Below are 20,480 nucleotides of genomic sequence, written 5' to 3' on the forward strand. Positions count from 1 at the left end.
AGCGTTATTCCTTGCCGTTGTCGTCCTTGGTCAAAAATCCCTTCGCCTGCATGGCGAGGTGCACCCTGTTGGCGAAAGTCGCGTCGGTGCCTTTGGCAACCAGTGCCGCGTGCTCGGCCACCGCGTCGCAGAGCGTCGCCACCCAGTCGTTGTCGGCTTTAGCGAAGTCCGACAGCACGTGGCCGTGCACCAATTCCTTGACGCCGGGGTGACCGATGCCGAGCCGCACCCGGCGGTACTCGTTGCCGATATGGGCGGAGATCGAACGCAGGCCGTTGTGGCCGGCGATGCCGCCGCCGATCTTCACCCGCACCTTGCCCGGCGGCAGTTCGAGCTCGTCATGGAATACGGTGACGTCGCCCGGCGCGATCTTGAAGAAGCTTGCCGCTTCCTGAACGCTGCGGCCGGACTCATTCATGTAGGTCATCGGCTTGAGCAGGATCACGCGCTCGGTGCCGAGCGTGCCTTCCGAGGTCTCGCCCTGAAACCTGCGGCGCCAAGGCGCGAAACCATGACGCCGCGCGATCTCATCGACGGCCATGAAGCCGACATTGTGCCGGTTACGTGCGAATTTCGGGCCGGGATTGCCGAGCCCAACAAACAGTCGCATGACGCGGCGCGCCCCTCGCTCGGCGCGCGGTCAGGGACCGCGCGCCAGCTTTGAGAGATTACTTCTTCTTGTCGCCGCCGGCGGGAGCCTTGGCAGCCGGGGCCTTGGCAGCCGCTGCCGGAGCAGCAGCACCCGCAGCCGGAGCAGCACCAGCCGCCGGAGCAGCAGCACCCGCAGCCGGAGCAGCAGCCGCGGCCTTCTGCTCTTCGGCGTAGCCGGACGGCGGCACGATGGTGACGAGGGTCGCGTCCTCGGCGGTCAGCGCCTTCACGCCGGCCGGCAGCTTGATGTCGGAGAGATGCAGCGAGTGGCCGATTTCGAGCGACCCGACGTCGGCCTCGATGAACTGCGGGATGTTCTCCACGCCGCACTCGAGCTCGATCGCGTGCGCAACGATGTTCACGGCGCCGCCGCGCTTCACGCCGGGCGAACCTTCAGCCTTCACTACGTGCAAGGGAACGCTGATGCGGATGGTGGCGCCTTCGCCGAGCCGCATGAAGTCGACGTGGATCGGGAAGTCCTTGACCGGATCGAGGTGGTAGTCGCGCGGAATCACGCGGTGCTTGTTGCCTTCGAGGTCGATGTCGACCAGCGTGGTCAGGAACCGGCCGGCGAGGATGCGCGAGCGCAGTTCGCGATCGTCAACCGAGATGGTCAGCGGGGGCTGGTTGTTGCCGTAGATCACTCCGGGCACTCTCCCGGCGCGACGCTCAGCCCGGGCGGCCCCCTTGCCGCTCTTCGGACGTGCGGTCGCCTTCAATTCCTTGACGGTCGCCATAACGTTAAGTCCTTGTTTTTGCAAAAGTTAATGGGCCGCAACGCGGCCCATGGCATACGCCGCAGCAAGCCTCCAGGGGTGCGGGGGCTGCGGACGTGGCGGGCTTTTACCCGGAAGACGCGGAAATGACAAGGAGAATGGGCTGCCGGAAGGTGTCGGTAGCCCGGACGGAGCGCAGCGTGATCCGGGACCTACGCCGCTGGAACACCCCGGATTGCGCGAAGCCTGTCATTGGGCGGCGCTTCGCGCCGACCCGTTGGCTCCATCCGGGCTACGATTCCCTCCCTACCCGCCGAGCTTGGCCTCCAGCGCCGCGATGCGCGCCTTCAGAGCCTCGTTCTCCTCACGCGCCAGGCGCGCCATGTCCTTGACCGCCTCGAACTCCTCGCGCTTGACCAGGTCCATGTCGCGCAGGAATTTTTCGGCCTGGGTGCGCATCACCGTGTCGAACTCGCGCTTGACGCCCTGCGCGGCACCGGCGGCGTCGTTCATCAGGCGGCCGATCTCGTCGAAAAACCGGTTGTTGGTCTGGGTCATGTCGGTCTCCTGGCGGCTTTCGATGAACTCTGCGCGAACGCGCGGGAAGACAATGGCAATCCGTTTGGGCCGGTTCAAGGGCCGATCGGCGGTATCCTTGTCATGCCCCGGTTTCCTTGCAATCGTATTCAACGTCCCTGCATAAGAAGAATCACAAAAGGCGCTCGAGATGATCGACCAGCAGATCGCGATCCCCACCAAGGACGGTCACACCGCAACCTTCATCAGCCATCCCGAACGCGGCGGGCCGTTTCCGGTCATCCTGTTCTACATGGACGCGCCGGCGATCCGCGAAGAGCTGCGCGACATGGCGCGCCGGCTCGCGACATCGGGCTATTACGTGATGCTGCCGAACCTCTATTACCGTTCCGGGGTGATGGAGCTGGGCGCGCTGCCGGCCGATCCGAACGCGCCGGAGCGGAAGCGCATGTTCGCGCTGATGGGATCGCTCACGATCCCCATGATCATGGACGACACGCGCGCGCTGCTGACCTATGCCGAGGGCCAGGCGGCCGCGAACACCAAATTGATCGGCACCGTCGGCTACTGCATGAGCGGCCGCTACGCCGTCAACGCCGCCACGCATTTCCCCGATCGCGTCAAGGCCGCCGCCTCGGTCTACGGCACGCAGCTCGCAACCGACCAGGACGACAGCCCGCATCTCGCGGCAGCCAAGACCAAGGCCGAGCTCTACTTCGCCTGCGCCGAGACCGACATCTACGCGCCCGCCGAGATCATCGAGAAGGTGAAGCAGGGCATGAGCGGCGCCAAAGCTGAAGTCGAGATCTATCCCGGCACCCATCACGGCTTCGCCTTCCCCAAGCGTCCGGTCTATCACCGCGACGCCGCCGAGCGGCATTGGGAGCGCCTGCTGGCGCTCTATCGCCGCAATCTCGTCTAGACATAGAAGGCGCGATGCCCTTTCTGCTCATCGACTTTCCCGCCTTCAAGCCGATCGCGATCGAGATCGGCCCGTTCGCGATCCGCTGGTATGCGCTGGCCTATATCTGCGGCATCGTGTTCGGCTGGCTCTATGCGCGCTCGCTCCTGAAGAAGGAGCGGCTGTGGGGCGGCCCGGCGCCGATGTCGCTGCTGCAGATCGACGACTTCATCCTGTGGGTCACGCTCGGCATCATCCTCGGCGGCCGCACCGGCTATGTGCTGTTCTACAATCTGCCCTTCTTCATCGACCATCCCGCCGCGATCTTCAGGCTGTGGGAAGGCGGCATGTCCTTCCACGGCGGCTTCCTCGGCTGCGTCGTCGCGGTGATGTGGTTCGCTTATCGCAATCGCATTTCGATCCTGTCGCTCGGCGACATCACCACCGCCGTTGCTCCGGTCGGGCTGCTGCTCGGTCGCATCGCCAATTTCATCAACGGCGAATTGTGGGGCCGCGCCACCGACCCGGAGCTGCCCTGGGCGATGATCTTCCCCAATGATCCCACCCAGCTGCCGCGCCATCCGAGCCAGCTCTACGAAGCCGGCATGGAGGGCATTTTGCTGTTCACGGTGCTTGCAATCATGATCCGCTTCGGCGCCCTGAAGCGGCCGGGCATGATCCTCGGCGCCTTCATCCTGATCTATGGTCTGAGCCGGATCGCCGGCGAGCATTTCCGCGAACCGGACGTCCAGCTCGGCTTCCTCTGGGGCGGATTAACCATGGGCATGCTGTTGTCGATCCCGATGCTTATTGTCGGCCTCGTACTTATTGTATTGGCAGTGAGGCGCGGTGCGCCCGAGCCCGCAGGGGCTATTCGTTAATTCCTTTTGAGAAGATAGGCCGTGACCGACCAGCCGTTACTCGACGAGATCAAGGCGCTGATCAAATCCTCAGGCCCCATGCCGGTCTGGCGGTACATGGAACTGTGCCTGATGCATCCGCGCTATGGCTATTACGTCTCGCGCGATCCCCTGGGACGAGAAGGCGACTTCACCACCGCGCCCGAAGTCAGCCAGATGTTCGGCGAGCTTCTGGGCCTGTGGACCGCCTCGGTGTGGAAGCAGATGGGCTCGCCGCAATTCCTGCGGCTGATCGAGCTCGGCCCCGGCCGCGGCACCATGATGGCGGATGCGCTGCGTGCGCTCCGCGTGCTGCCGCCGCTCTACCAGGCGCTCCACATCCACATGGTCGAGGTCAATCCGGTCCTGCGCGAGCGGCAGAGTGCGACGCTGTCGGGCGTGCGCAACATCGCCTGGCACGACAGCATCGACGACGTGCCCGAGGGACCGAGCATCATCCTCGCCAACGAATATTTCGACGTGCTGCCGATCCACCAGATGGTGCGTCACGAGAACGGCTGGCACGAGCGCGTGATCGAGGTCGACGCCAACGGAAAACTTCAATTCGGCGCGGCGGCCGAGCCGACGCCGCGCTTCGAGGTGCTGCTGCCGCCTCTGGTGCGCGCCGCGCCCGTCGGGGCCGTGTTCGAATGGCGGCCAGATGCGGAGATCATGAAGCTCGCCAGCCGCGTGCGCGACCAGGACGGCGCGGCGCTGATCATCGATTACGGTCATCTGCGCAGCGATGCCGGCGACACCTTCCAGGCGATCGCGCGCCACACCTTCACCGATCCCCTGAAGGCGCCGGGCCAGGCCGACGTCACGGCCCATGTCGACTTCCAGGCGCTCGCGCGCGGGGCGGAGGACGTGGGCGCACGCGTGCACGGGCCGGTGACCCAGGGCGATTTCCTCAAACGCGTCGGCATCGAGACCCGTGCAGCCGCCTTGATGCAGAAGGCGGCGCCCGACGTTGCCACCGACATTTCGATCGCGCTCAAGCGCCTGACCGAAACCGGGCGCAGCGGCATGGGTTCGATGTTCAAAGTGCTCGGCATCTCCGAGCCGCGGTTGACAGGCCTTGCGGGACTCAGCGATCTCGAACGCGCCGGAGACGGTTCATGACGGTTGCCTCCTCGTTGCTGTCGGCGGTGCCGGGCCTGCGCCACGCCTTCTTCACCCGCGAGGGCGGCGTCTCGGGCGGCATCTATTCCGCGCTGAACGGCGGGCTCGGCTCCAACGACGATCAGGCCCTTGTCGCGGAGAACCGCCGCCGTATGGCCGAGCATGTCGGCGTCGCACCGGAACGCTTTCTCAGCCTGCACCAGATCCATTCGCCCGACGTGCTCGTGGCCGACGCTCCGTGGCCGAGCGGGCCGCGGCCGAAGGGCGATGCGCTGGTGACGAAGGTGCCCGGCATCGCGCTCGGCGTCTCCACCGCCGACTGCGGGCCCGTGCTGTTCGTCGATCCCGAGGCGGGCGTGATCGGGGGCGCTCATGCCGGCTGGAAGGGCGCGCTCACCGGCGTACTGGAGCAGACCATTTCAGCGATGGAAAAACTCGGCGCCTCGCGCAGCGGCATCATCGCCGCGATCGGCCCGCTGATCCGCCAGGACAGTTATGAAGTCGGCAACGAGTTCGTGGCGCGCTTCATCGAGGCGGATGCGCACAACGCCATGTTCTTCATCCCGTCGGTGCGCGAAAGCCACGCGATGTTCGACCTCGCCGGCTTCATCCGCAAGCGTCTGGAAGCCGCGGGTATCCTGATGATCGACGATCTCGGTCTGGACACCTACGCCGACGAACGCTTCTTCAGCTACCGCCGCTCGGTGCATCGCAAGGAGCCGGATTACGGCCGCCACGTTCACGCAATCGCGCTCGAAGCGTGAACACAAAGGCAACCCCGTGTCATTCCGGGGCGATGCCTGCGCGCGATGACAGTGGCCTGTGGCGCACCCGCCCTAGACCTTAATCGATTTTAACGATATCGCTGCCCTCCATAATGAGGGACGCGTCATTCATCTTGCGCCGCGCGGGTTCGCGCGTGCTGGCGGTCATGCTGCTGACGGCTGCGACCGCGCTTGGCGGCTGTGCCGGTGGCGGTGGTGCCGCGAACTCCTATGCGATGGCGCCGAGCTCCGGCGCGACAGTCGCGTTCGAATCGATCGACGGGCCGCCACCGCAAGTGTTCGACCGCATGGTCGGCGTGCTCGACACCGAATCCAAGCTGCGCAGCCTGTCCGTAGTCTCCCGCGAGGGGACGGCTGCCTACCGCGTGCGCAGCTACCTCTCCGCCCAGATCGTGCGCGGCAAGACCGTGATCGCCTGGGTCTGGGACGTCTACGACGCCAACCAGCAGCGGGCGCTGCGCCTTTCCGGCGAGGAACCCACGGCGGCCAAGGGCGGTCGCGACCCTTGGGGCGCTGCCGATGACCTCGTGCTGCGGAAGATCGCCCAGGCCGGATTCAGCGGACTTTCCAACATGATCAACGGAACGCCGGATGCACCGAACTCGGCTCCCGGCTTGCGCGGGCCGGCCGTGGCGAGCGTGGTCCCGGAGGCCCAAGCGGCCCAGATGCCGGCCTCGGCGCTGGGCTATGCCGAGCGATAACCCCCGCGAAACCACGGCCCCAACTTCCGGCCAAACCGTTGGCCGGATTCGGGATTTCGCAGGGAAAACGTAGCGTCCCGGGTTGCCATTGCAGCCCCCGGCCTGATATTTCCTCGCCCGTCGTAACCGTGCTTCCAGTGGGTATTGTTTGATGTTGAACATCGTGTCCAGCAAAGCGCGGGAGGAAGCGTCCATGTCGGCCAAGAACGGCTCCATCAAGCTCGTCGCCGGCAACTCCAATCCGGCTCTCGCGCAGGCCATCGCGCAAGGTCTCGACCTGCCGCTGACCAAAGCGGTGGTACGGCGCTTCGCCGACATGGAGATCTTCGTCGAGATCCAGGAGAACGTGCGCGGCTCGGATGCCTTCGTCATCCAGTCGACCTCGTTCCCGGCGAACGACCATTTGATGGAATTGCTGATCATCACCGACGCACTGCGCCGCTCCTCGGCGCGCCGCATCACCGCGGTGCTGCCCTATTTCGGCTACGCCCGGCAGGACCGCAAATCGGGCTCGCGCACGCCGATCTCGGCAAAACTCGTCGCCAATTTGATCACGCAGGCCGGCGTCGACCGCGTCATGACGCTCGACCTGCATGCCGGCCAGATCCAGGGCTTCTTCGACATCCCGACCGACAACCTCTACGCCGCGCCGCTGATGGTGCGCGACATCAAGGACAAGTTCGACCTCTCCAGGACGATGGTGATCTCACCCGACGTCGGCGGCGTGGCGCGCGCACGCGGCCTCGCCAAGCGCATCAACACCCCGCTCGCGATCGTCGACAAGCGCCGCGAGAGGGCGGGTGAATCCGAGGTCATGAACGTGATCGGCGACGTCGCCGGCTACACCTGCATCCTGATCGACGACATCGTGGACTCCGGCGGCACGCTGGTGAACGCCGCCGACGCGCTGATCGCCAAGGGCGCCAAGGACGTCTACGCCTACATCACCCACGGCGTGCTCTCCGGCGGCGCGGCTGCCCGGATCACGAACTCCAGGCTGAAGGAGCTGGTGATCACTGACTCGATCCTGCCGACCGAGGCGGTGAGCAAGGCGCCGAACATCCGCACGCTGCCGATCGCCAGCCTGATCTCCGACGCGATCGCGCGCACCGCGGCGGAAGAGTCGGTGTCGAGCCTGTTCGACTGAGTTTCTTACCTTGCCCCGCTTGCAGGGACAGGGAGTGCGAGCGTCTACGTCCCTTATGAGGCAGCCCCCGGGTTGTTGCCAACGACCGCCCATGACATCATCCGAATCCCGAGTCATCTCTGCCCTCTGGATGCCCGATGCCACGACGGAAATTTGCCTGGGAGAAGCTGTCGGATGACGAGTTGCTCAAGCAACGCCTCTCCAGCCTGAGGGTTACGGTCGAAGGCACCTGGCTCGAGGATTGCGTCAGCACGCTCTATGAGGAGCTGGAAGAACGGGATATCCGGCTGCGGCCGCACACCTGGATGTCGAGCGAATGGTTCAGTCCGGGCGGCGTTCCCGGCATCGCCATTCCGTTCTATCTCGCTCATCCCCGCCTGATGAAACTCGAGAAGAAGATGATGTTTGACGTCGAGGGCGGAACATGGCGCGAGTGCATGGCCATCCTCCGTCACGAAGCGGGCCACGCGATCCAACACGGCTACCAGCTGCAGCGCCGGCGGCGCTGGCAGCAGCTGTTCGGCCCGTCGTCGAAACACTACCCGCGCTACTACCGGCCCAATCCGGCGAGCAGGCGTTACGTCCAGCATCTGCGGCTGTGGTATGCGCAGAGCCATCCGGACGAGGATTTCGCCGAGACCTTTGCGGTGTGGCTGCGGCCGCGCTCGAACTGGCGGACGCGATATGCTGGTTGGCCGGCGCTGAAGAAGCTCGAATATGTCGACGAGCTGATGGGCGAGATCGCGGGAAAGCGGCCGCCGATCGCGACGCGGGAGCGTGTCGATACGCTGGGTCGGCTCAGCCAGACGCTCGAAGAGCACTACAAGAAGAAGCAGGCGTTCTACGCCTTCACACCCCCCAAGACCTACGACCGCGATCTCTCCCGGCTGTTTTCAGCCGATCCACGGCATCACCGCTCAAAGCCGGCTTCAGCCCTGATCAGGCGCCACCGCTCCCAGATCAGGCAATTGGTCGCGCGATGGACCGGCGAGAATCAGCTTACGCTCGATGCTGTGCTTGACGAGATGATCTCCCGTTGTCGCGAGCTCGATCTGCGTGCCGTCGGCCCTGAACAGAAGCTCGTTCTCGACTTCATCGTCCTCGTGACCGCCAAGACGATGCACACGATGTTTGGCCCGTCTCGACGAAAATGGATCGCGCTATGAGACGTCTGCGCATTCTGGTCCTCATGCATCCGGACTTCCTGCCTCCGGACTCCTCCGACGGATACAGCCCGCAGGAGATCAATGCGTGGAAAACCGAGTACGACGTGGTGAGCACCTTGCGTGCCGCCGGCCACGAGGTTCGACCGCTCGGCGCGCAGGAGGAAATCAGGCCGGTGCGCGAGGCGATCGAGGAGTTCAAGCCGCACGTGGTTTTCACGTTGCTGGAGGAATTCCACAACAACGTCGCCTTCGACCAGCACATCGCGAGCTATCTCGAGCTGATGAAGGTCCCTTATACCGGGTGCAATCCGCGCGGCCTGACCCTGGCCCGCGGCAAGGATCTGTCCAAGACGCTGGTGCATCACCGCCGGATCGCCGCGCCGGCCTTTGCCGTCTTCCCGATGCGCCGCAAAGTGAAACGCCCGACGCGTCTTGCGCTGCCGCTGATCGTCAAGAGCCTGAACATGGATGGCTCGTTCGGCATCTCGCAAGCCTCGATCGTCGACACCGACGAAAAGCTGGCCGAGCGGGTTGCCTTCATCCACGAGCGGGTCGAATCCGCCGCCATCGCCGAGCAGTTCATCGAGGGGCGAGAGCTCTACGTCGGCGTGCTCGGCAACAACCGCTTACGTGTTCTGCCGATCTGGGAGTTGAAATTCGGCAGCATGGGCGGCCGCTCGTCACGGCATATCGCTACTGAGAAGGCCAAGCACGACACCGACTATCAGGAGAAGGTCGGCATCGTCGACGGGCCTGCGAAGGATCTGGCGCCGGAAGTGACCGCCAGGATCCAGCGAGCCGCGAAACGCATCTACCGGGCGCTTGGCCTCGACGGTTACGCGCGCATCGATTTTCGTCTCACCGCCGACGGCACGCCGTATTTCATCGAAGCCAATCCCAATCCCGAGATCGCCAAGAGCCAGGAGTTCGCGACGGCCGCTCTACATGACGGGCTCAAATATCCGGCTCTCCTGCAGCGCATCCTGGCCCTCGGGATCAGCCGCGCCAAGGCAGGAGTGTCACTGGGGTGATGACGGCGACGATCGCCCCTCATCCTTCGAGACGCGCTTCGCGCCCCTCGGGATGAGGGATGGTCGTTGCGCTGCGTTACACGATTCCCGCGGCGACCTGGCCGCGCAGGCGTTCGAGCCCGAGCAACGTCTCCGCGCAGGCGGCCGCCACCTCGACGCCCTTGATCGCAAAATGCCTGCGGAAGAAATCGTAGTGCACCTCGGTCTCGTGGAATTGCTGCGGCGTCAGCACCGCGGAGAACACGGGCACCTCCGTGCGCAGCTGCACGTCCATCAACGCCTTGATCACGGTGTCGGCCACGAACTCATGGCGGTAGATGCCGCCGTCGACGACGAGGCCGGCCGCGACGATCGCGGTGTAGCGCCGTGTCTTGGCGAGGATCTGCGCATGCAGCGGGATCTCGAACGAGCCCGGCACCTCGAACACGTCGACGTGATTGAGGTGGCGCGCTTCTGCCTCCTTCACGAAGGCGATACGGGCCTCCTCGACCACGTCGCGGTGCCAGCAGGCCTGCACGAAGGCCACCCGCTGCGGTTTCGCGAAGCGCGGATGGTCGGGCGCCGGCTCGTGTGGAACCGGCGGTGGCGTTTGGGTTGGTTGGGATGTTTCGGCTTTGGAAGTTTGGACTTGGGTATCTTGCAATATCTGATTCATGGCTTTCCTCAGTTAAGGACCAGAATCAGGGCACACGGAACGACAAACAGCCGCATCCTGCGATGCGTCTGTCACCGACCGTTCTCTTTCATCCGGACTTTAACCGTCGGCCTCGGAGTTGCACCGAATCTGCTGACCCTTCCCCTCAGCAACAGACTTTGAGGAAGGCGCTCGCGGGCTTAGGCCTTACGGCCCTTACCGCCGGTGGGGACTTTCACCCCGCCCTGAGAACATCGGCCGCCCGGAATGAACGGCCTGACCGAAATATGACGCCGGTTGGGGGCCGCGGCAAGCGGGTTCCGCATGGGAAAACCGCATGGTCCCATGCCGCTATAGTGGTCCAGTCCGTACGGGGCGGAATTAACGATTGGAGGGCTATCGGCGAATCCGATTCCGGTTTGTTCTTTTCCGTCCGGCTCGGCCTCCCCCGCGTTAATAATTGTGGCGGAGATGAGCTGTGGACGAACGAGTCCTGACTTGTGGACGGACTCGGCAGCCAGTTGCGCAGATTCCGCAAATCACATCAGTTGATCCGCGACAAGCCCGCGCTGATCCGAACGGATCGCCTTACCAATATTAAGGGAGCGCGCGCCGGACCAACCGCGTGCGTATCAAAGACAACAAAAAGGCAAGAGGTCGAGACGGCATGTCCCTGCTCGAAGGCACTATCGATTCCAAAAACCATCCGCTCGCGGTGGTCGAGGATATCGCTGCCAGCAACAACTGGCCGTTCGAACGCTCCGGCGAAGACGAACTCACGATTGTCTCCAAGGGACAATGGACCGACTACCAGATCTCCTTCACCTGGATGGGCGAGATCGAGGCGCTGCATCTGGCCTGCGCGTTCGACATGAAGATTCCGGTTGCGCGGCGACCGGAGGTGCAGCGGCTCGTCGCCGCCGTCAACGAGCAGTTGTGGGTCGGGCACTTCGACCTGTGGACGACCACCGGCATGATCATGCACCGGCAGGCCCTCGTGCTGCCGGGCGGGCTCACCGCCTCCACCGGGCAATGCGAAGCCATGCTCGCCGGCGCCATCCACGCCTGCGAGCGCTATTTCCCGGCGTTCCAGTTCGTGGTGTGGGCGGGCAAGTCCACGACGGAAGCCATGGACGCGGCGATGTTCGACACGGTGGGCGAGGCGTAGTTTTCTTGTCGTCCCGGCCTAGTGCGCACTTGCGCACGGGGGGCCGGGGCCCATACCGCGTGGTTTCGCTTGTGGCACGCTGCTTGTTGCCAACACCTCCATCCACTAAAACCAGTTGTGGTTATGGGTCCCGGCCCCCCGTGCGCAATTGCGCACTAGGCCGGGACGACACTGAGTTTGTGGTAACGGCTATGACGAGCAACGGCACTCTCGAAAACATCACCGGCACTATCCTGCTCGCCGGCGCCGGCAAGATGGGCGGCGCGATGCTGACCGGATGGCTTTCGGGCGGGCTCGATCCGCGCCGCGTCGCGGTGATTGATCCATACATCTCGGCCGAGATCACCGCACTTGCCGCCAAGGGGGTTGCGCTCAATCCTGATGTGACGACGGCAGGCCAGGTCGAGACGCTGATCGTCGCGGTGAAGCCGCAAATGTTCCGCGAGGCCGGCGCCAAGCTGAAGCCATTCCTCTCCGACAAGACCGCGGTGGTGTCGATCATGGCGGGAACCACGATCGCCCTGCTCGAGGAGGTCTGCGGCGGCGCGGTGGTGCGCGCGATGCCGAACACGCCGGCCGCGATCGGTCGTGGCATCACGGTGGCTGTCGCCGCGAACAACGTCAGCGCACAGCAACGCGCGGTGGCCGATGCGCTGCTGCGCGCCACCGGCTCGGTGGAATGGGTCGACGATGAGAGCCTGATGGACGCGGTGACCGCGGTCTCCGGCTCGGGCCCGGCCTATGTGTTCTTGCTGGCCGAAGAACTCGCGCGCGCCGGTGTCGAGGCGGGATTGCCCCAGGCGCTCGCGACAAAACTCGCGCGCGAAACCGTCGCCGGCTCGGGTGAACTTCTCCACCAGTCGGAGCTTGCCTCCGGCACGCTACGCCAGAACGTCACCTCGCCCGGCGGCACCACGGCCGCGGCGCTCGGCGTGCTGATGGGCGAACCAGGCCTGCGCGATCTGATGATCCGCGCGATCGCGGCGGCGACGCAGCGGTCGAAGGAATTGGCGAAGTAAGGAAGCTATCCCCTCATGGTGAGGAGGCGCGAAAGCGCCGTCTCGAACCATGCAGGCCCGGCTCTCGCCTGTGGCCATCCTTCGAGACGACCGCTGCGCGGTCTCCTCAGGATGAGGGCAGAGCAAGGGGCTCCTAGCTCGTCCCCAGCCGCTTGTTGAACATCGCGACATTGACGAGCCCGCGCGCGTGGCGGCCTTCGCCGAGTTTTCGCGTGCCCTCGAAGGCCTCGACCTCGAAGCGGATGACGCGGCGCTCGACCGCAATGACCTTCGCGGTAGTCCGCACCGTCGCGCCGACAAGGGCTGCTGCAAGATGGCGGATATCGACCTCGGTGCCGACCGTGACCCAGCCGGGCTGAAGGACGCTGCGGATCGCATCGCCCGACGTCATCTCCATTTCCAGAATCATCATCGGCGTCGCATAGACCATCGGCATGCCGGGCACGAAATGCCCGACCGTGCGCTCCACCGGCACCACCAGCGTGCGCTCGGCGCTCATGCCGACCTTGATGAAGTCGCGTGCGTCCATGGGGCCTCCCCCCGTCGTCCTGGACAAGCGCAGCGAAGCGAAGCGCCGATCCAGGACCCATTACCCCGACTGAACATTGTCATGAGCGGCCTAAACCACGACCCGCCGTAACAACTGCCGCTTGGGGTAATGGGTCCTGGCTTTCGCCAGGACGACAGTTGCGTTTGCAGCTAGAGCGCTGGCTACTTCTTCGCAGCCGCCGCGCGCTCCACGAACGTCTTGCCGCCCTTCATCTTGTGGCGGAGCGGGGCTTCATTGATCTGGATGACGACGGCGTCGGCATCGACGCCGAGATTCTTCACCAGCGCCTGGGTGATGTCGCGCATCATGCCGGCCTTCTGCTCGTCGGTGCGGCCTTCGGCCATGCTGACAGTGATCTCAGGCATTTTTCTCTCCCTTGGGCCGAACACCGGCCATTGACGGGCGCCATCAAACAGGAGGCGGATGCCCGGGACAAGCCCGGGCATGGCGGCGTCAGCGAATAGCTAGCCCCAGCTCACGTCATGGCGCGCTAGCACCTCGCGAACTTTGGCGACAAGATCGGCCTCGCTGCACGAGAACTGCGCCGGGCGGCTCTCACGCCATTCCTGGTTGGAAGCGATCGCGGCTGCCGCCTTCGCGCCCTCGATCAGATCCTTGATCTGCACCTCGCCACGCGCTTTTTCATCCGAGCCCTGGATGATGACGCAGGGCGCATTGCGGCGATCGGCATATTTGAGCTGGTTGCCCATGTTCTTGGGATTGCCGAGATAGAGCTCGGCGCGGATGCCGGCGGTTCGCAACGATGCGACCATCTTCTGATAGTCGGCGACGCGGTCGCGGTCGAACACGGTGACGACGACGGGGCCGAACCCGGGCTTCGTGTCGAGCTTGCCGAGCAGCGTCAGCGCGGCCTGAAGCCGCGACACGCCGATCGAGAAACCGGTCGCCGGCACGGGCTCGCCGCGGAAGCGCGAGACCAGGCCATCGTAGCGTCCGCCGCCGCCGACCGAGCCGAAGCGCACCGGTCGGCCCTTGTCGTCCCTGGTCTCGAGCAGCAGTTCGACCTCGTAGACGGGGCCGGTGTAATATTCGAGGCCGCGCACCACGGAGGGGTCGATCTTGATGCGATCCGCACCGTAACCCGACGCCGTCACTAGTTTCGCGATCTCTTCCAGCTCGCTCACGCCGGCCTGACCGACTTCGCTCTTGGTGAGATAGGTTTCCGCCGCGGCAATGGCCTCTTTCCAATCGTCGCGCGGTTTGGTGATGGCGAGAACGACGTCAGCTTCCGACGCGCTTAGATTGGCGCCCTTCGTGAAGTCGCCCTTGCCTTCTTCGCCTCCATCCCATCTGCCGGGACCGAGGAGCTTGCGAACTTCCTCGGCGGGAAACTTATCGAGCTTGTCGATTGCGCGCAGCACGGTGAGCCTGCGCGCTGCGTTCTCTTCGCCGCCGAGCCCGATGGCTTCCAGAACGCCGTCGAGCACCTTGCGGTTGTTCACCTTCACGACATACGAGCCGCGCGCAATGCCCAGCGCCTCCATCGTGTCGGCCGCCATCATGCAGATCTCGGCATCGGCCGCCGGCGTTGCCGAGCCCACCGTGTCCGCATCGAACTGCATGAACTGGCGGAAGCGACCGGGACCCGGCTTTTCATTGCGGAAGACGTAGCCGACCCGGTAGCTGCGGTAGGGCAACACGAGAGCGTCGGTGCCGTATCGCTCGCCGACGTAGCGGGCGAGCGGCGCGGTCAAATCGTAGCGCAGCGAGATCCACTGCTCGTCGTCGTCCTGGAACGAGAACACGCCCTCGTTCGGACGATCCTGGTCGGGCAGGAACTTGCCGAGCGCATCGGTGTATTCCATCGCCGGCGTTTCCACAGGCTCGAACCCGTAGAGCTCGTAGACGGTGCGGATCTTTTCCACCATCTCGCGCGTCGCCCGGATCGCGGCGGGATCGCGATCCTCGAGCCCGCGCGGCAGGCGCGCCTTCAGTTTCTGGGGTTTTTTGGATTTTTCGGCCATGCGCGGCATTTACCAGCCGACGCGCGAAGCGGCAACTGCCGGGTAGGCCCTTACGGCTGCTCCATCCGTGCCCGCAGCGCATCGGCATCCGCTTTCGGCAGCGACTTCAGCGTTGGCTTGATGGTTTCGCCGCCGACGATCTTGCCGTTGCGCATGAACATCCAGTCCGAGATGTCGGCTTCAGTGAAGCCGACCTTGTCGCCTGCCCGCTTGCCCGGCAGATCGCGTGGCTCGTTGGCGAAGAGGCCGGAATAGCCCCCATTGGGTAGCTTCTTCACCTCGGCCATCCAGATGTGCTCACCGCCTTTGCGGGTCGAAAAGTGCACCTTCAGGGCGTGCCCCGTTTCCGACGGTTTCGGCGCCTCGTAGGAGGCCCAGAAGGTCGGCAGCGTGCCGCGGGCGCGCGCGATCGCGGTGTTCATCTCCGGATCGGTGTTGCGCACGTCGACGACGGGCGAACGGCCCTCAGCGGAGACGTCCGGCTTGGGGCCGATGGTCAGGATGCCAAAGACGGTGACGCCGGTGATTGCGGCGAGAACGACCCATTTCAGGGACTGGGGAAGAGTGGATGTCATGATCGCAATGTCCGGAAAACTCGATGTCCAGGTATTCGAGGTCTCGGACTTTGTCGCACGATCATCGTGTCGCGTTCATTGCGCCTCTCTCTCCCCGCGAGCGGAGAGAGAGAGGGCAAAAATCAAGACAGATTGCGGATCCAGTTATGCGGATCGTTGGTGCGGCCGTACTGGATGTCGACGAGCTGCTTGCGCAGGCCCATGGCGACGGGGCCGGCGGCACCGCCGCTGATCTCGAAATCGCCGCTCACTGAGCGCACCGTGCCGATCGGCGAGATCACGGCCGCGGTGCCGCAGGCAAACGCCTCCTTCAGCTTGCCGCTGGCCGCATCCTTGCGCCACTGGTCGAGCGAGTACGGCTCCTCGCGCACGGTCTTGCCGGCGTCCTTGGCCAGCGCGATGATGGAGTCGCGGGTGATGCCGGGCAGGATGGTGCCGAGCGGCGGCGTCGAGAGCGAACCGTCGTCAAACACGAAGAACACGTTCATGCCGCCGAGCTCCTCGATGTAGCGGCGCTCGATCGCATCGAGAAACACGACTTGGTCGCAGCCGTGCTGGATCGCTTCGGCCTGGGCGCGCAGGCTTGCGGCATAGTTGCCGCCGCATTTGACGGCGCCGGTGCCGCCGACGGCAGCGCGCGTGTAGTTCTCGGACACCCAGATCGAGACTGGCGCGGGGCCGCCCTTGAAGTAGGAGCCGACCGGCGAGGCGATCACCGCGAAGATGTATTCGGACGACGGCTTGACGCCGAGGAAGGTCTCGCTCGCGATCATGAACGGGCGCAGGTAAAGGCTGCCCTCGCCGCCCGGCATCCAGGCGCGGTCGATGCGCACGATTTGCTCGACGGCCTCGATGAAGACGTCTTCGGGGAGCTGCGCCATCGCCATGCGGTCCGCCGAGTCCTTGAAGCGCCGCGCATTGGCGTCGGGGCGGAACAGGTTCACGCCGCCGTCGTCGCGCTTGTAGGCCTTGAGGCCTTCAAAAATTTCCTGGGCGTAGTGCAGGACGGCGCCGGCCGGATCGAGCTGGAAATTGGCGCGGGCCTCGACACGCGCCTCGTACCAGCCGCCCTTGGCCTGGTTGTAGCGGACCACCGCCATGTGATCGGTGAAGACCCGCCCGAAGCCGGGGTCCACCAGCTTGGCGACCCGATCCTTCTCGGGGGTCGGATTGGATGCGGGCTGGATGTCGAATTTCATGCTCATGTCCTTGCCTCCCGCTGCCGGTAGCGGCGCCGTTGTGGCACCCACCTGCCCCGATTTGGGCCCGGCTGGCTCAATTGGTTTCTGGCCGGACCGCCGCCAGCCTTGTTACGGCCGGTTTCCGTGGCCAGCATGTCACCGAGGACATGCTTTTGCGGAAGACGGAAGTCCAGTATGTTTTGCCGAAATGCCGTTCGACAATCGCACGGTTGATCTGCTCCGGCCGTCGCCGCCTGTCTGGCCCACTGGGGCCGCCTTGCTTCGATGCCCACCCGACGCGAAACGATCTAAAATTTCGTACGGGCCGATCGTTTTGTAACATTGAGACCAAGATACGTCAATATGCCTGACATAAATTTCGCGACTCCTTCTCAAGACGCTGCCGGGCCGCGGCCGGCCGCAGACGACGGAGGCAATTTGCGCTGGGATATCATCGAACTGCTGTTCTTCGCCTATCGCGATTTCGTCGGCGATCCCGACCAGGAGCTGGAGGCGTTCGGCTTCGGCCGGGCCCATCACCGCGTCATGCACTTTGTTTATCGTTATCCCGGCCTCAAGGTCGCCGACCTCCTCGACGTCCTGCGCATCACCAAGCAATCGCTCGGCCGGGTGCTCAAGCAGCTCCTGGACGAGGGCTATATCGTCCAGAAGACCGGCGACAATGATCGCCGCCAACGCCTGCTGTTTGCGACACCGAAGGGCGAGGCGCTGGTGCAGAAGCTCGCCGGTCTCCAGACCACGCGCATCACCAAGGCGCTCGCCGAGATGGCGCCGCAGGATGCCGAAACCGTCAAGCGCTTCCTGCGCGCAATGATCGACCGCGACGATCCCGACAAGGTGCTCGAAACGATCTTCGCCACCGTCAATCAGGACAAGGAGTGACCGTGCCGCTCGCTGCCACGCTCGCACGCCCGCCGGCACGCCCCGCCGACGATGCTCCGCATCTCCTGCTGGTTGACGACGACCGCCGCATCCGCGACCTGCTCTCGCGCTTCCTTGCCGGCGAAGGCTATCGCGTCTCGACCGCCGCCAGCGCCAGCGACGCCCGTTCCAAGCTTTTGGGCCTGCACTTCGACCTCTTGATCCTGGATGTCATGATGCCCGGCGAGACCGGCTTCGATCTCGCCCGTTTCATCCGGACTTCGTCCTCGGTGCCGATCGTGATGCTGACAGCGCGGCATGAAGCCGAAGCGCGCATCGAGGGCCTGCAGATCGGCGCCGACGATTACGTCGCAAAGCCGTTCGAGCCGCGCGAGCTTGCGCTGCGCATCAACAACATCCTCAAGCGCGCTGCGCCGCCGCCGCAGGCCGCTGCAGTGGAGAAGATCGCGTTTGGCCCGTACATCTATCACCTGGACCGCGGCGAACTGCGCCAAGGCGAAGACGTCATTCACCTGACCGACCGCGAGCGCGAGATGCTGCGGATCCTGTCGGAGACACCGGGCGAGACCGTGCCGCGCAGCGCGCTAACCGGCAATGGCAGCGTCAACGAGCGCGCCGTCGACGTGCAGATCAACCGCTTGCGGCGCAAGATCGAGACCGATCCCGCCAATCCGCTGTTCCTCCAGGCCGTGCGCGGCATCGGCTACCGGCTGGTAGCCTCTCCATAAAGAGTGAAGCGCCACCGATGAGCACGATCGATAGCGGCCTGACGCTTTTGAAGAGCGCCGCCGGCCGCGTCTCCGCCGCCAATGGCTGGATGGGCAACGCCTTCAAGGGCTGGATGCCGACCGGCCTTTATGCGCGTGCGCTGCTGATCATGATCGTGCCGATGGTGATCCTGCAATCGGTCGTCGCCTTCGTGTTCATGGAGCGGCACTGGAACACGGTGACACGGCGCCTGTCGGCCGCGGTGGTGCAGGACATCGCCGCGCTGATCGACGTCTACAAGGGCTATCCGCAAGACAAGGATCGCGACCAGATCCGCCGCATCGCGCAGCAGCGCCTGGGCCTCGTCGTCGATTTCCTCCCGGCCGGCGACATGCCGCCGCCGGGACCCAAGCCGTTCTTCTCGCTGCTCGACCAGACGCTGTCGGTGCAGCTCGGCCGCCAGATCGGGCGCTCCTTCTGGATCGACACGGTCGGCCGCTCCAATCTGGTCGAGATCCGGATCCAGCTCGACGACGCCGTGATGCGCGTGTTCGCGCAGCGCAGCGCCGCCTATGCCTCGAACTCGGAGATCTTCCTGTTCTGGATGGTCGGAACGTCCTCGATCCTGCTGATCGTCGCGGTGCTATTCCTGCGCAACCAGATCAAGCCGATCCTGCGACTTGCCGACGCCGCCGAGAGTTTTGGCAAGGGCCGCGAGGCGCCGAATTTCCGCCCGCGCGGCGCGCGCGAGGTGCGGCGCGCGTCGGTCGCCTTCCTCGAAATGAAGTCGCGCATCGAGCGGACGATGGAGCAGCGCACCGCGATGCTCGCCGGCGTCAGCCACGATCTGCGCACGATCCTGACGCGGTTCAAGCTCGAGCTGGCGCTGATCGGCGACAGCCCCGAAATGGAGGGCATGCGCAAGGACGTCGACGAGATGTCGATGATGCTCGAGGACTACCTCGCGTTTGCTCGCGGCGATTCCGGCGAGCAGTCGCAGCCGACCGACATGGCCCAGGCGCTCGAGGAGCTGCGCAGCGACGCCGAACGCCACGGCCACACGGCGACAGTCGCATTCAACGGGCTGCCCGTGGTCACGGTGAAGCCGGCCTCGTTCAAGCGCTGCCTTGCCAACCTCGTCACCAACGCCGCCCGCTACGGCAAGAGCATCGCCATCACCGGCCAGCGCGATCACCGTTATTTGACCGTGACGGTCGACGACGACGGGCCGGGCATTCCCGCACACCTGCGCGAAGAGGTGTTCAAGCCGTTCCTGCGGCTGGACAACGCCCGCAACCAGGATGAAGGCGGCACGGGCCTGGGCCTCGCGATCGCCCGCGACATCGCCCGTTCGCATGGCGGCGACATCACACTTGGCGACAGTCCGATGGGCGGATTAAGAGCGAGCGTGCGGATACCGGTGTAACCGGTGATGTAGCCCGGATGGAGCGTAGCGAATCCGGGATTCTTTCTTCGCGATCGATGCACCGGTCCCGGATTTCGCTTCGCTCCATCCGGGCTACGATCTTCCTTACTTCGGCAACAGCGCCTTCAGCTTGTCCATGTCGCGCACGTTCATCTTGAAGCCGCCGGGCATCACGACGTCGCCGGGCTTCTGGTCCGGCTTGCAGGCCCCTAGCCATTTCGCTTCGAGCTGCATGGTGGTGTCGCGGCCTGCCGCGCCGGCGGCGCCGCCTTGCGCGTGCGACGATGTCTTCACCGTATAGGCCGAATTGAAATCGCCAGTGATCTCAGCATGCGAGGTCGTGCTGATGCCGGCGACATTGCATTCGGAATCGCTGACATAACCGGTTGCGGTCTTCTTGATGTCCTGCTTGGCGCAGATCTGCTTGGCCATCGGGGAGATGTTGTTGTTCATCTCCTTGTCGACGGTCTCGTCGGTGCAGTGCTGCATGGTCATCTCGGGCACCGGCGTGCCAGTCCTGACCATCTTCAATTCCCACAGGCCCGCCTTGCGCACCGGCAGGTCGTCAGCGCGGGCGCTGGCTGCCGACAAGACGAGGCAAAGTGCGGAGCCGAGCAAAGCGAGTTTGCGCGTCATGTCGGAAGCTCCCGGCTGCGATGGCGGCGTTGCGAAAGC

At 64.7% G+C, this 20,480-nt stretch carries 23 protein-coding genes and 1 riboswitch; of the genes, 13 read left to right on the forward strand and 10 right to left on the reverse strand.

From position 1 onward, the window contains the following. Positions 1-4: 4 nt before the first annotated feature. The 3 genes from pth to N551_RS0101100 all read right to left on the reverse strand — a co-directional run bounded on the left by pth (position 5) and on the right by N551_RS0101100 (position 1,925). Entirely contained in the window at positions 5-610 is a 606-nt protein-coding gene (gene pth, locus N551_RS0101090) for an aminoacyl-tRNA hydrolase (protein ID WP_007614831.1), read from the reverse strand. 58 nt (positions 611-668) lie between these two features. After that, positions 669-1,388 (reverse strand): 50S ribosomal protein L25/general stress protein Ctc, encoded by a 720-nt coding sequence (locus N551_RS0101095; protein ID WP_027565369.1) that lies wholly within the window; start codon positions 1,386-1,388, stop codon positions 669-671. A 285-nt stretch (positions 1,389-1,673) separates the two neighbouring features. Further along, positions 1,674-1,925 carry an accessory factor UbiK family protein gene (locus N551_RS0101100; protein WP_007596812.1) on the reverse strand — a complete coding sequence of 84 codons (252 nt, stop codon included), beginning with the start codon at positions 1,923-1,925 and terminating at the stop codon, positions 1,674-1,676. A gap of 169 nt (positions 1,926-2,094) precedes the next feature. Here N551_RS0101100 and N551_RS0101105 point away from each other — a divergent pair, with 169 nt between their 5' ends. The 8 genes from N551_RS0101105 to N551_RS0101140 all read left to right on the forward strand — a co-directional run bounded on the left by N551_RS0101105 (position 2,095) and on the right by N551_RS0101140 (position 9,656). After that, the gene (locus N551_RS0101105) at positions 2,095-2,826 is read left to right on the forward strand and encodes a dienelactone hydrolase family protein (protein WP_027565370.1); all 732 of its coding nucleotides are present in this window, start codon (positions 2,095-2,097) and stop codon (positions 2,824-2,826) included. A 14-nt stretch (positions 2,827-2,840) separates the two neighbouring features. Next, positions 2,841-3,686, forward strand: a complete 846-nt coding sequence (lgt, locus tag N551_RS0101110; RefSeq protein WP_027565371.1) for a prolipoprotein diacylglyceryl transferase — start codon at positions 2,841-2,843, stop codon at positions 3,684-3,686. Between the two features lie 21 nt (positions 3,687-3,707). Beyond that, entirely contained in the window at positions 3,708-4,826 is a 1,119-nt protein-coding gene (locus tag N551_RS0101115) for a class I SAM-dependent methyltransferase (RefSeq protein ID WP_027565372.1), read from the forward strand. Next, positions 4,823-5,590: a peptidoglycan editing factor PgeF gene (pgeF, locus tag N551_RS0101120; protein ID WP_027565373.1), complete on the forward strand. Its 768-nt coding sequence runs from the start codon at positions 4,823-4,825 to the stop codon at positions 5,588-5,590. The genes N551_RS0101115 and pgeF overlap by 4 nt, the downstream gene beginning before the upstream one ends. 113 nt (positions 5,591-5,703) lie before the next feature. Next, entirely contained in the window at positions 5,704-6,312 is a 609-nt protein-coding gene (locus tag N551_RS0101125) for a hypothetical protein (RefSeq protein ID WP_027565374.1), read from the forward strand. A 193-nt stretch (positions 6,313-6,505) separates the two neighbouring features. Then, positions 6,506-7,459 carry a ribose-phosphate pyrophosphokinase gene (locus N551_RS0101130; RefSeq protein ID WP_007596822.1) on the forward strand — a complete coding sequence of 318 codons (954 nt, stop codon included), beginning with the start codon at positions 6,506-6,508 and terminating at the stop codon, positions 7,457-7,459. 137 nt (positions 7,460-7,596) lie between these two features. Continuing rightward, positions 7,597-8,625, forward strand: a complete 1,029-nt coding sequence (locus N551_RS0101135; RefSeq protein ID WP_027565375.1) for a putative zinc-binding metallopeptidase — start codon at positions 7,597-7,599, stop codon at positions 8,623-8,625. Continuing rightward, on the forward strand, positions 8,622-9,656 hold the full coding sequence (locus N551_RS0101140; RefSeq protein WP_027565376.1) for an ATP-grasp domain-containing protein: 1,035 nt from the start codon (positions 8,622-8,624) through the stop codon (positions 9,654-9,656). Before N551_RS0101135 ends, N551_RS0101140 begins: the two co-directional genes overlap by 4 nt. A gap of 76 nt (positions 9,657-9,732) precedes the next feature. On the opposite strand, the gene N551_RS0101145 is transcribed toward N551_RS0101140, so the two are convergent. Continuing rightward, positions 9,733-10,311 (reverse strand): 6,7-dimethyl-8-ribityllumazine synthase, encoded by a 579-nt coding sequence (locus N551_RS0101145; protein WP_027565377.1) that lies wholly within the window; start codon positions 10,309-10,311, stop codon positions 9,733-9,735. A gap of 76 nt (positions 10,312-10,387) precedes the next feature. Continuing rightward, positions 10,388-10,547, reverse strand: a riboswitch (FMN riboswitch). 410 nt (positions 10,548-10,957) lie between these two features. Here N551_RS0101145 and N551_RS0101150 point away from each other — a divergent pair. Then, positions 10,958-11,458 (forward strand): YbjN domain-containing protein, encoded by a 501-nt coding sequence (locus N551_RS0101150; protein WP_027565378.1) that lies wholly within the window; start codon positions 10,958-10,960, stop codon positions 11,456-11,458. Between the two features lie 191 nt (positions 11,459-11,649). Then, entirely contained in the window at positions 11,650-12,477 is an 828-nt protein-coding gene (gene proC / locus N551_RS0101155) for a pyrroline-5-carboxylate reductase (protein ID WP_027565379.1), read from the forward strand. 133 nt (positions 12,478-12,610) lie between these two features. On the opposite strand, the gene N551_RS0101160 is transcribed toward proC, so the two are convergent. The 5 genes from N551_RS0101160 to N551_RS0101180 form a co-directional block, all read right to left on the reverse strand. Then, on the reverse strand, positions 12,611-13,006 hold the full coding sequence (locus N551_RS0101160) for a thioesterase family protein (protein ID WP_027565380.1): 396 nt from the start codon (positions 13,004-13,006) through the stop codon (positions 12,611-12,613). 182 nt (positions 13,007-13,188) lie between these two features. Next, the gene (locus N551_RS0101165; RefSeq protein ID WP_256378942.1) at positions 13,189-13,473 is read right to left on the reverse strand and encodes a tautomerase family protein; all 285 of its coding nucleotides are present in this window, start codon (positions 13,471-13,473) and stop codon (positions 13,189-13,191) included. A gap of 18 nt (positions 13,474-13,491) precedes the next feature. Beyond that, on the reverse strand, positions 13,492-15,012 hold the full coding sequence (hisS, locus tag N551_RS0101170; RefSeq protein ID WP_027565381.1) for a histidine--tRNA ligase: 1,521 nt from the start codon (positions 15,010-15,012) through the stop codon (positions 13,492-13,494). Positions 15,013-15,062: 50 nt separating this feature from the next. After that, positions 15,063-15,587, reverse strand: a complete 525-nt coding sequence (locus N551_RS0101175; protein ID WP_027565382.1) for a YegJ family protein — start codon at positions 15,585-15,587, stop codon at positions 15,063-15,065. Positions 15,588-15,709: 122 nt separating this feature from the next. After that, positions 15,710-16,792, reverse strand: a complete 1,083-nt coding sequence (locus N551_RS0101180; RefSeq protein ID WP_027565383.1) for a branched-chain amino acid aminotransferase — start codon at positions 16,790-16,792, stop codon at positions 15,710-15,712. Positions 16,793-17,131: 339 nt separating this feature from the next. On the opposite strand from N551_RS0101180, the gene N551_RS0101185 reads away from it, so the two are divergent. Genes N551_RS0101185 through N551_RS0101195 form a run of 3 tightly spaced genes read left to right on the forward strand, consistent with a single transcriptional unit; the run spans position 17,132 to position 19,805 of the window. Further along, positions 17,132-17,671, forward strand: a complete 540-nt coding sequence (locus N551_RS0101185) for a MarR family winged helix-turn-helix transcriptional regulator (RefSeq protein ID WP_007596846.1) — start codon at positions 17,132-17,134, stop codon at positions 17,669-17,671. Next, complete coding sequence (locus tag N551_RS0101190) at positions 17,668-18,399, forward strand: response regulator (RefSeq protein WP_018453502.1); 732 nt, start codon at positions 17,668-17,670, stop codon at positions 18,397-18,399. The genes N551_RS0101185 and N551_RS0101190 overlap by 4 nt, the downstream gene beginning before the upstream one ends. Before the next feature lie 17 nt (positions 18,400-18,416). Continuing rightward, positions 18,417-19,805, forward strand: a complete 1,389-nt coding sequence (locus N551_RS0101195; RefSeq protein ID WP_027520375.1) for an ATP-binding protein — start codon at positions 18,417-18,419, stop codon at positions 19,803-19,805. A 105-nt stretch (positions 19,806-19,910) separates the two neighbouring features. On the opposite strand, the gene N551_RS0101200 is transcribed toward N551_RS0101195, so the two are convergent. Continuing rightward, positions 19,911-20,441, reverse strand: coding sequence for a DUF3617 family protein (locus tag N551_RS0101200; protein WP_027565384.1), 531 nt, complete (start codon positions 20,439-20,441; stop codon positions 19,911-19,913). Positions 20,442-20,480 lie beyond the last annotated feature (39 nt).

Source organism: Bradyrhizobium sp. URHA0013 (assembly GCF_000518345.1).
GTDB lineage: Bacteria > Pseudomonadota > Alphaproteobacteria > Rhizobiales > Xanthobacteraceae > Bradyrhizobium.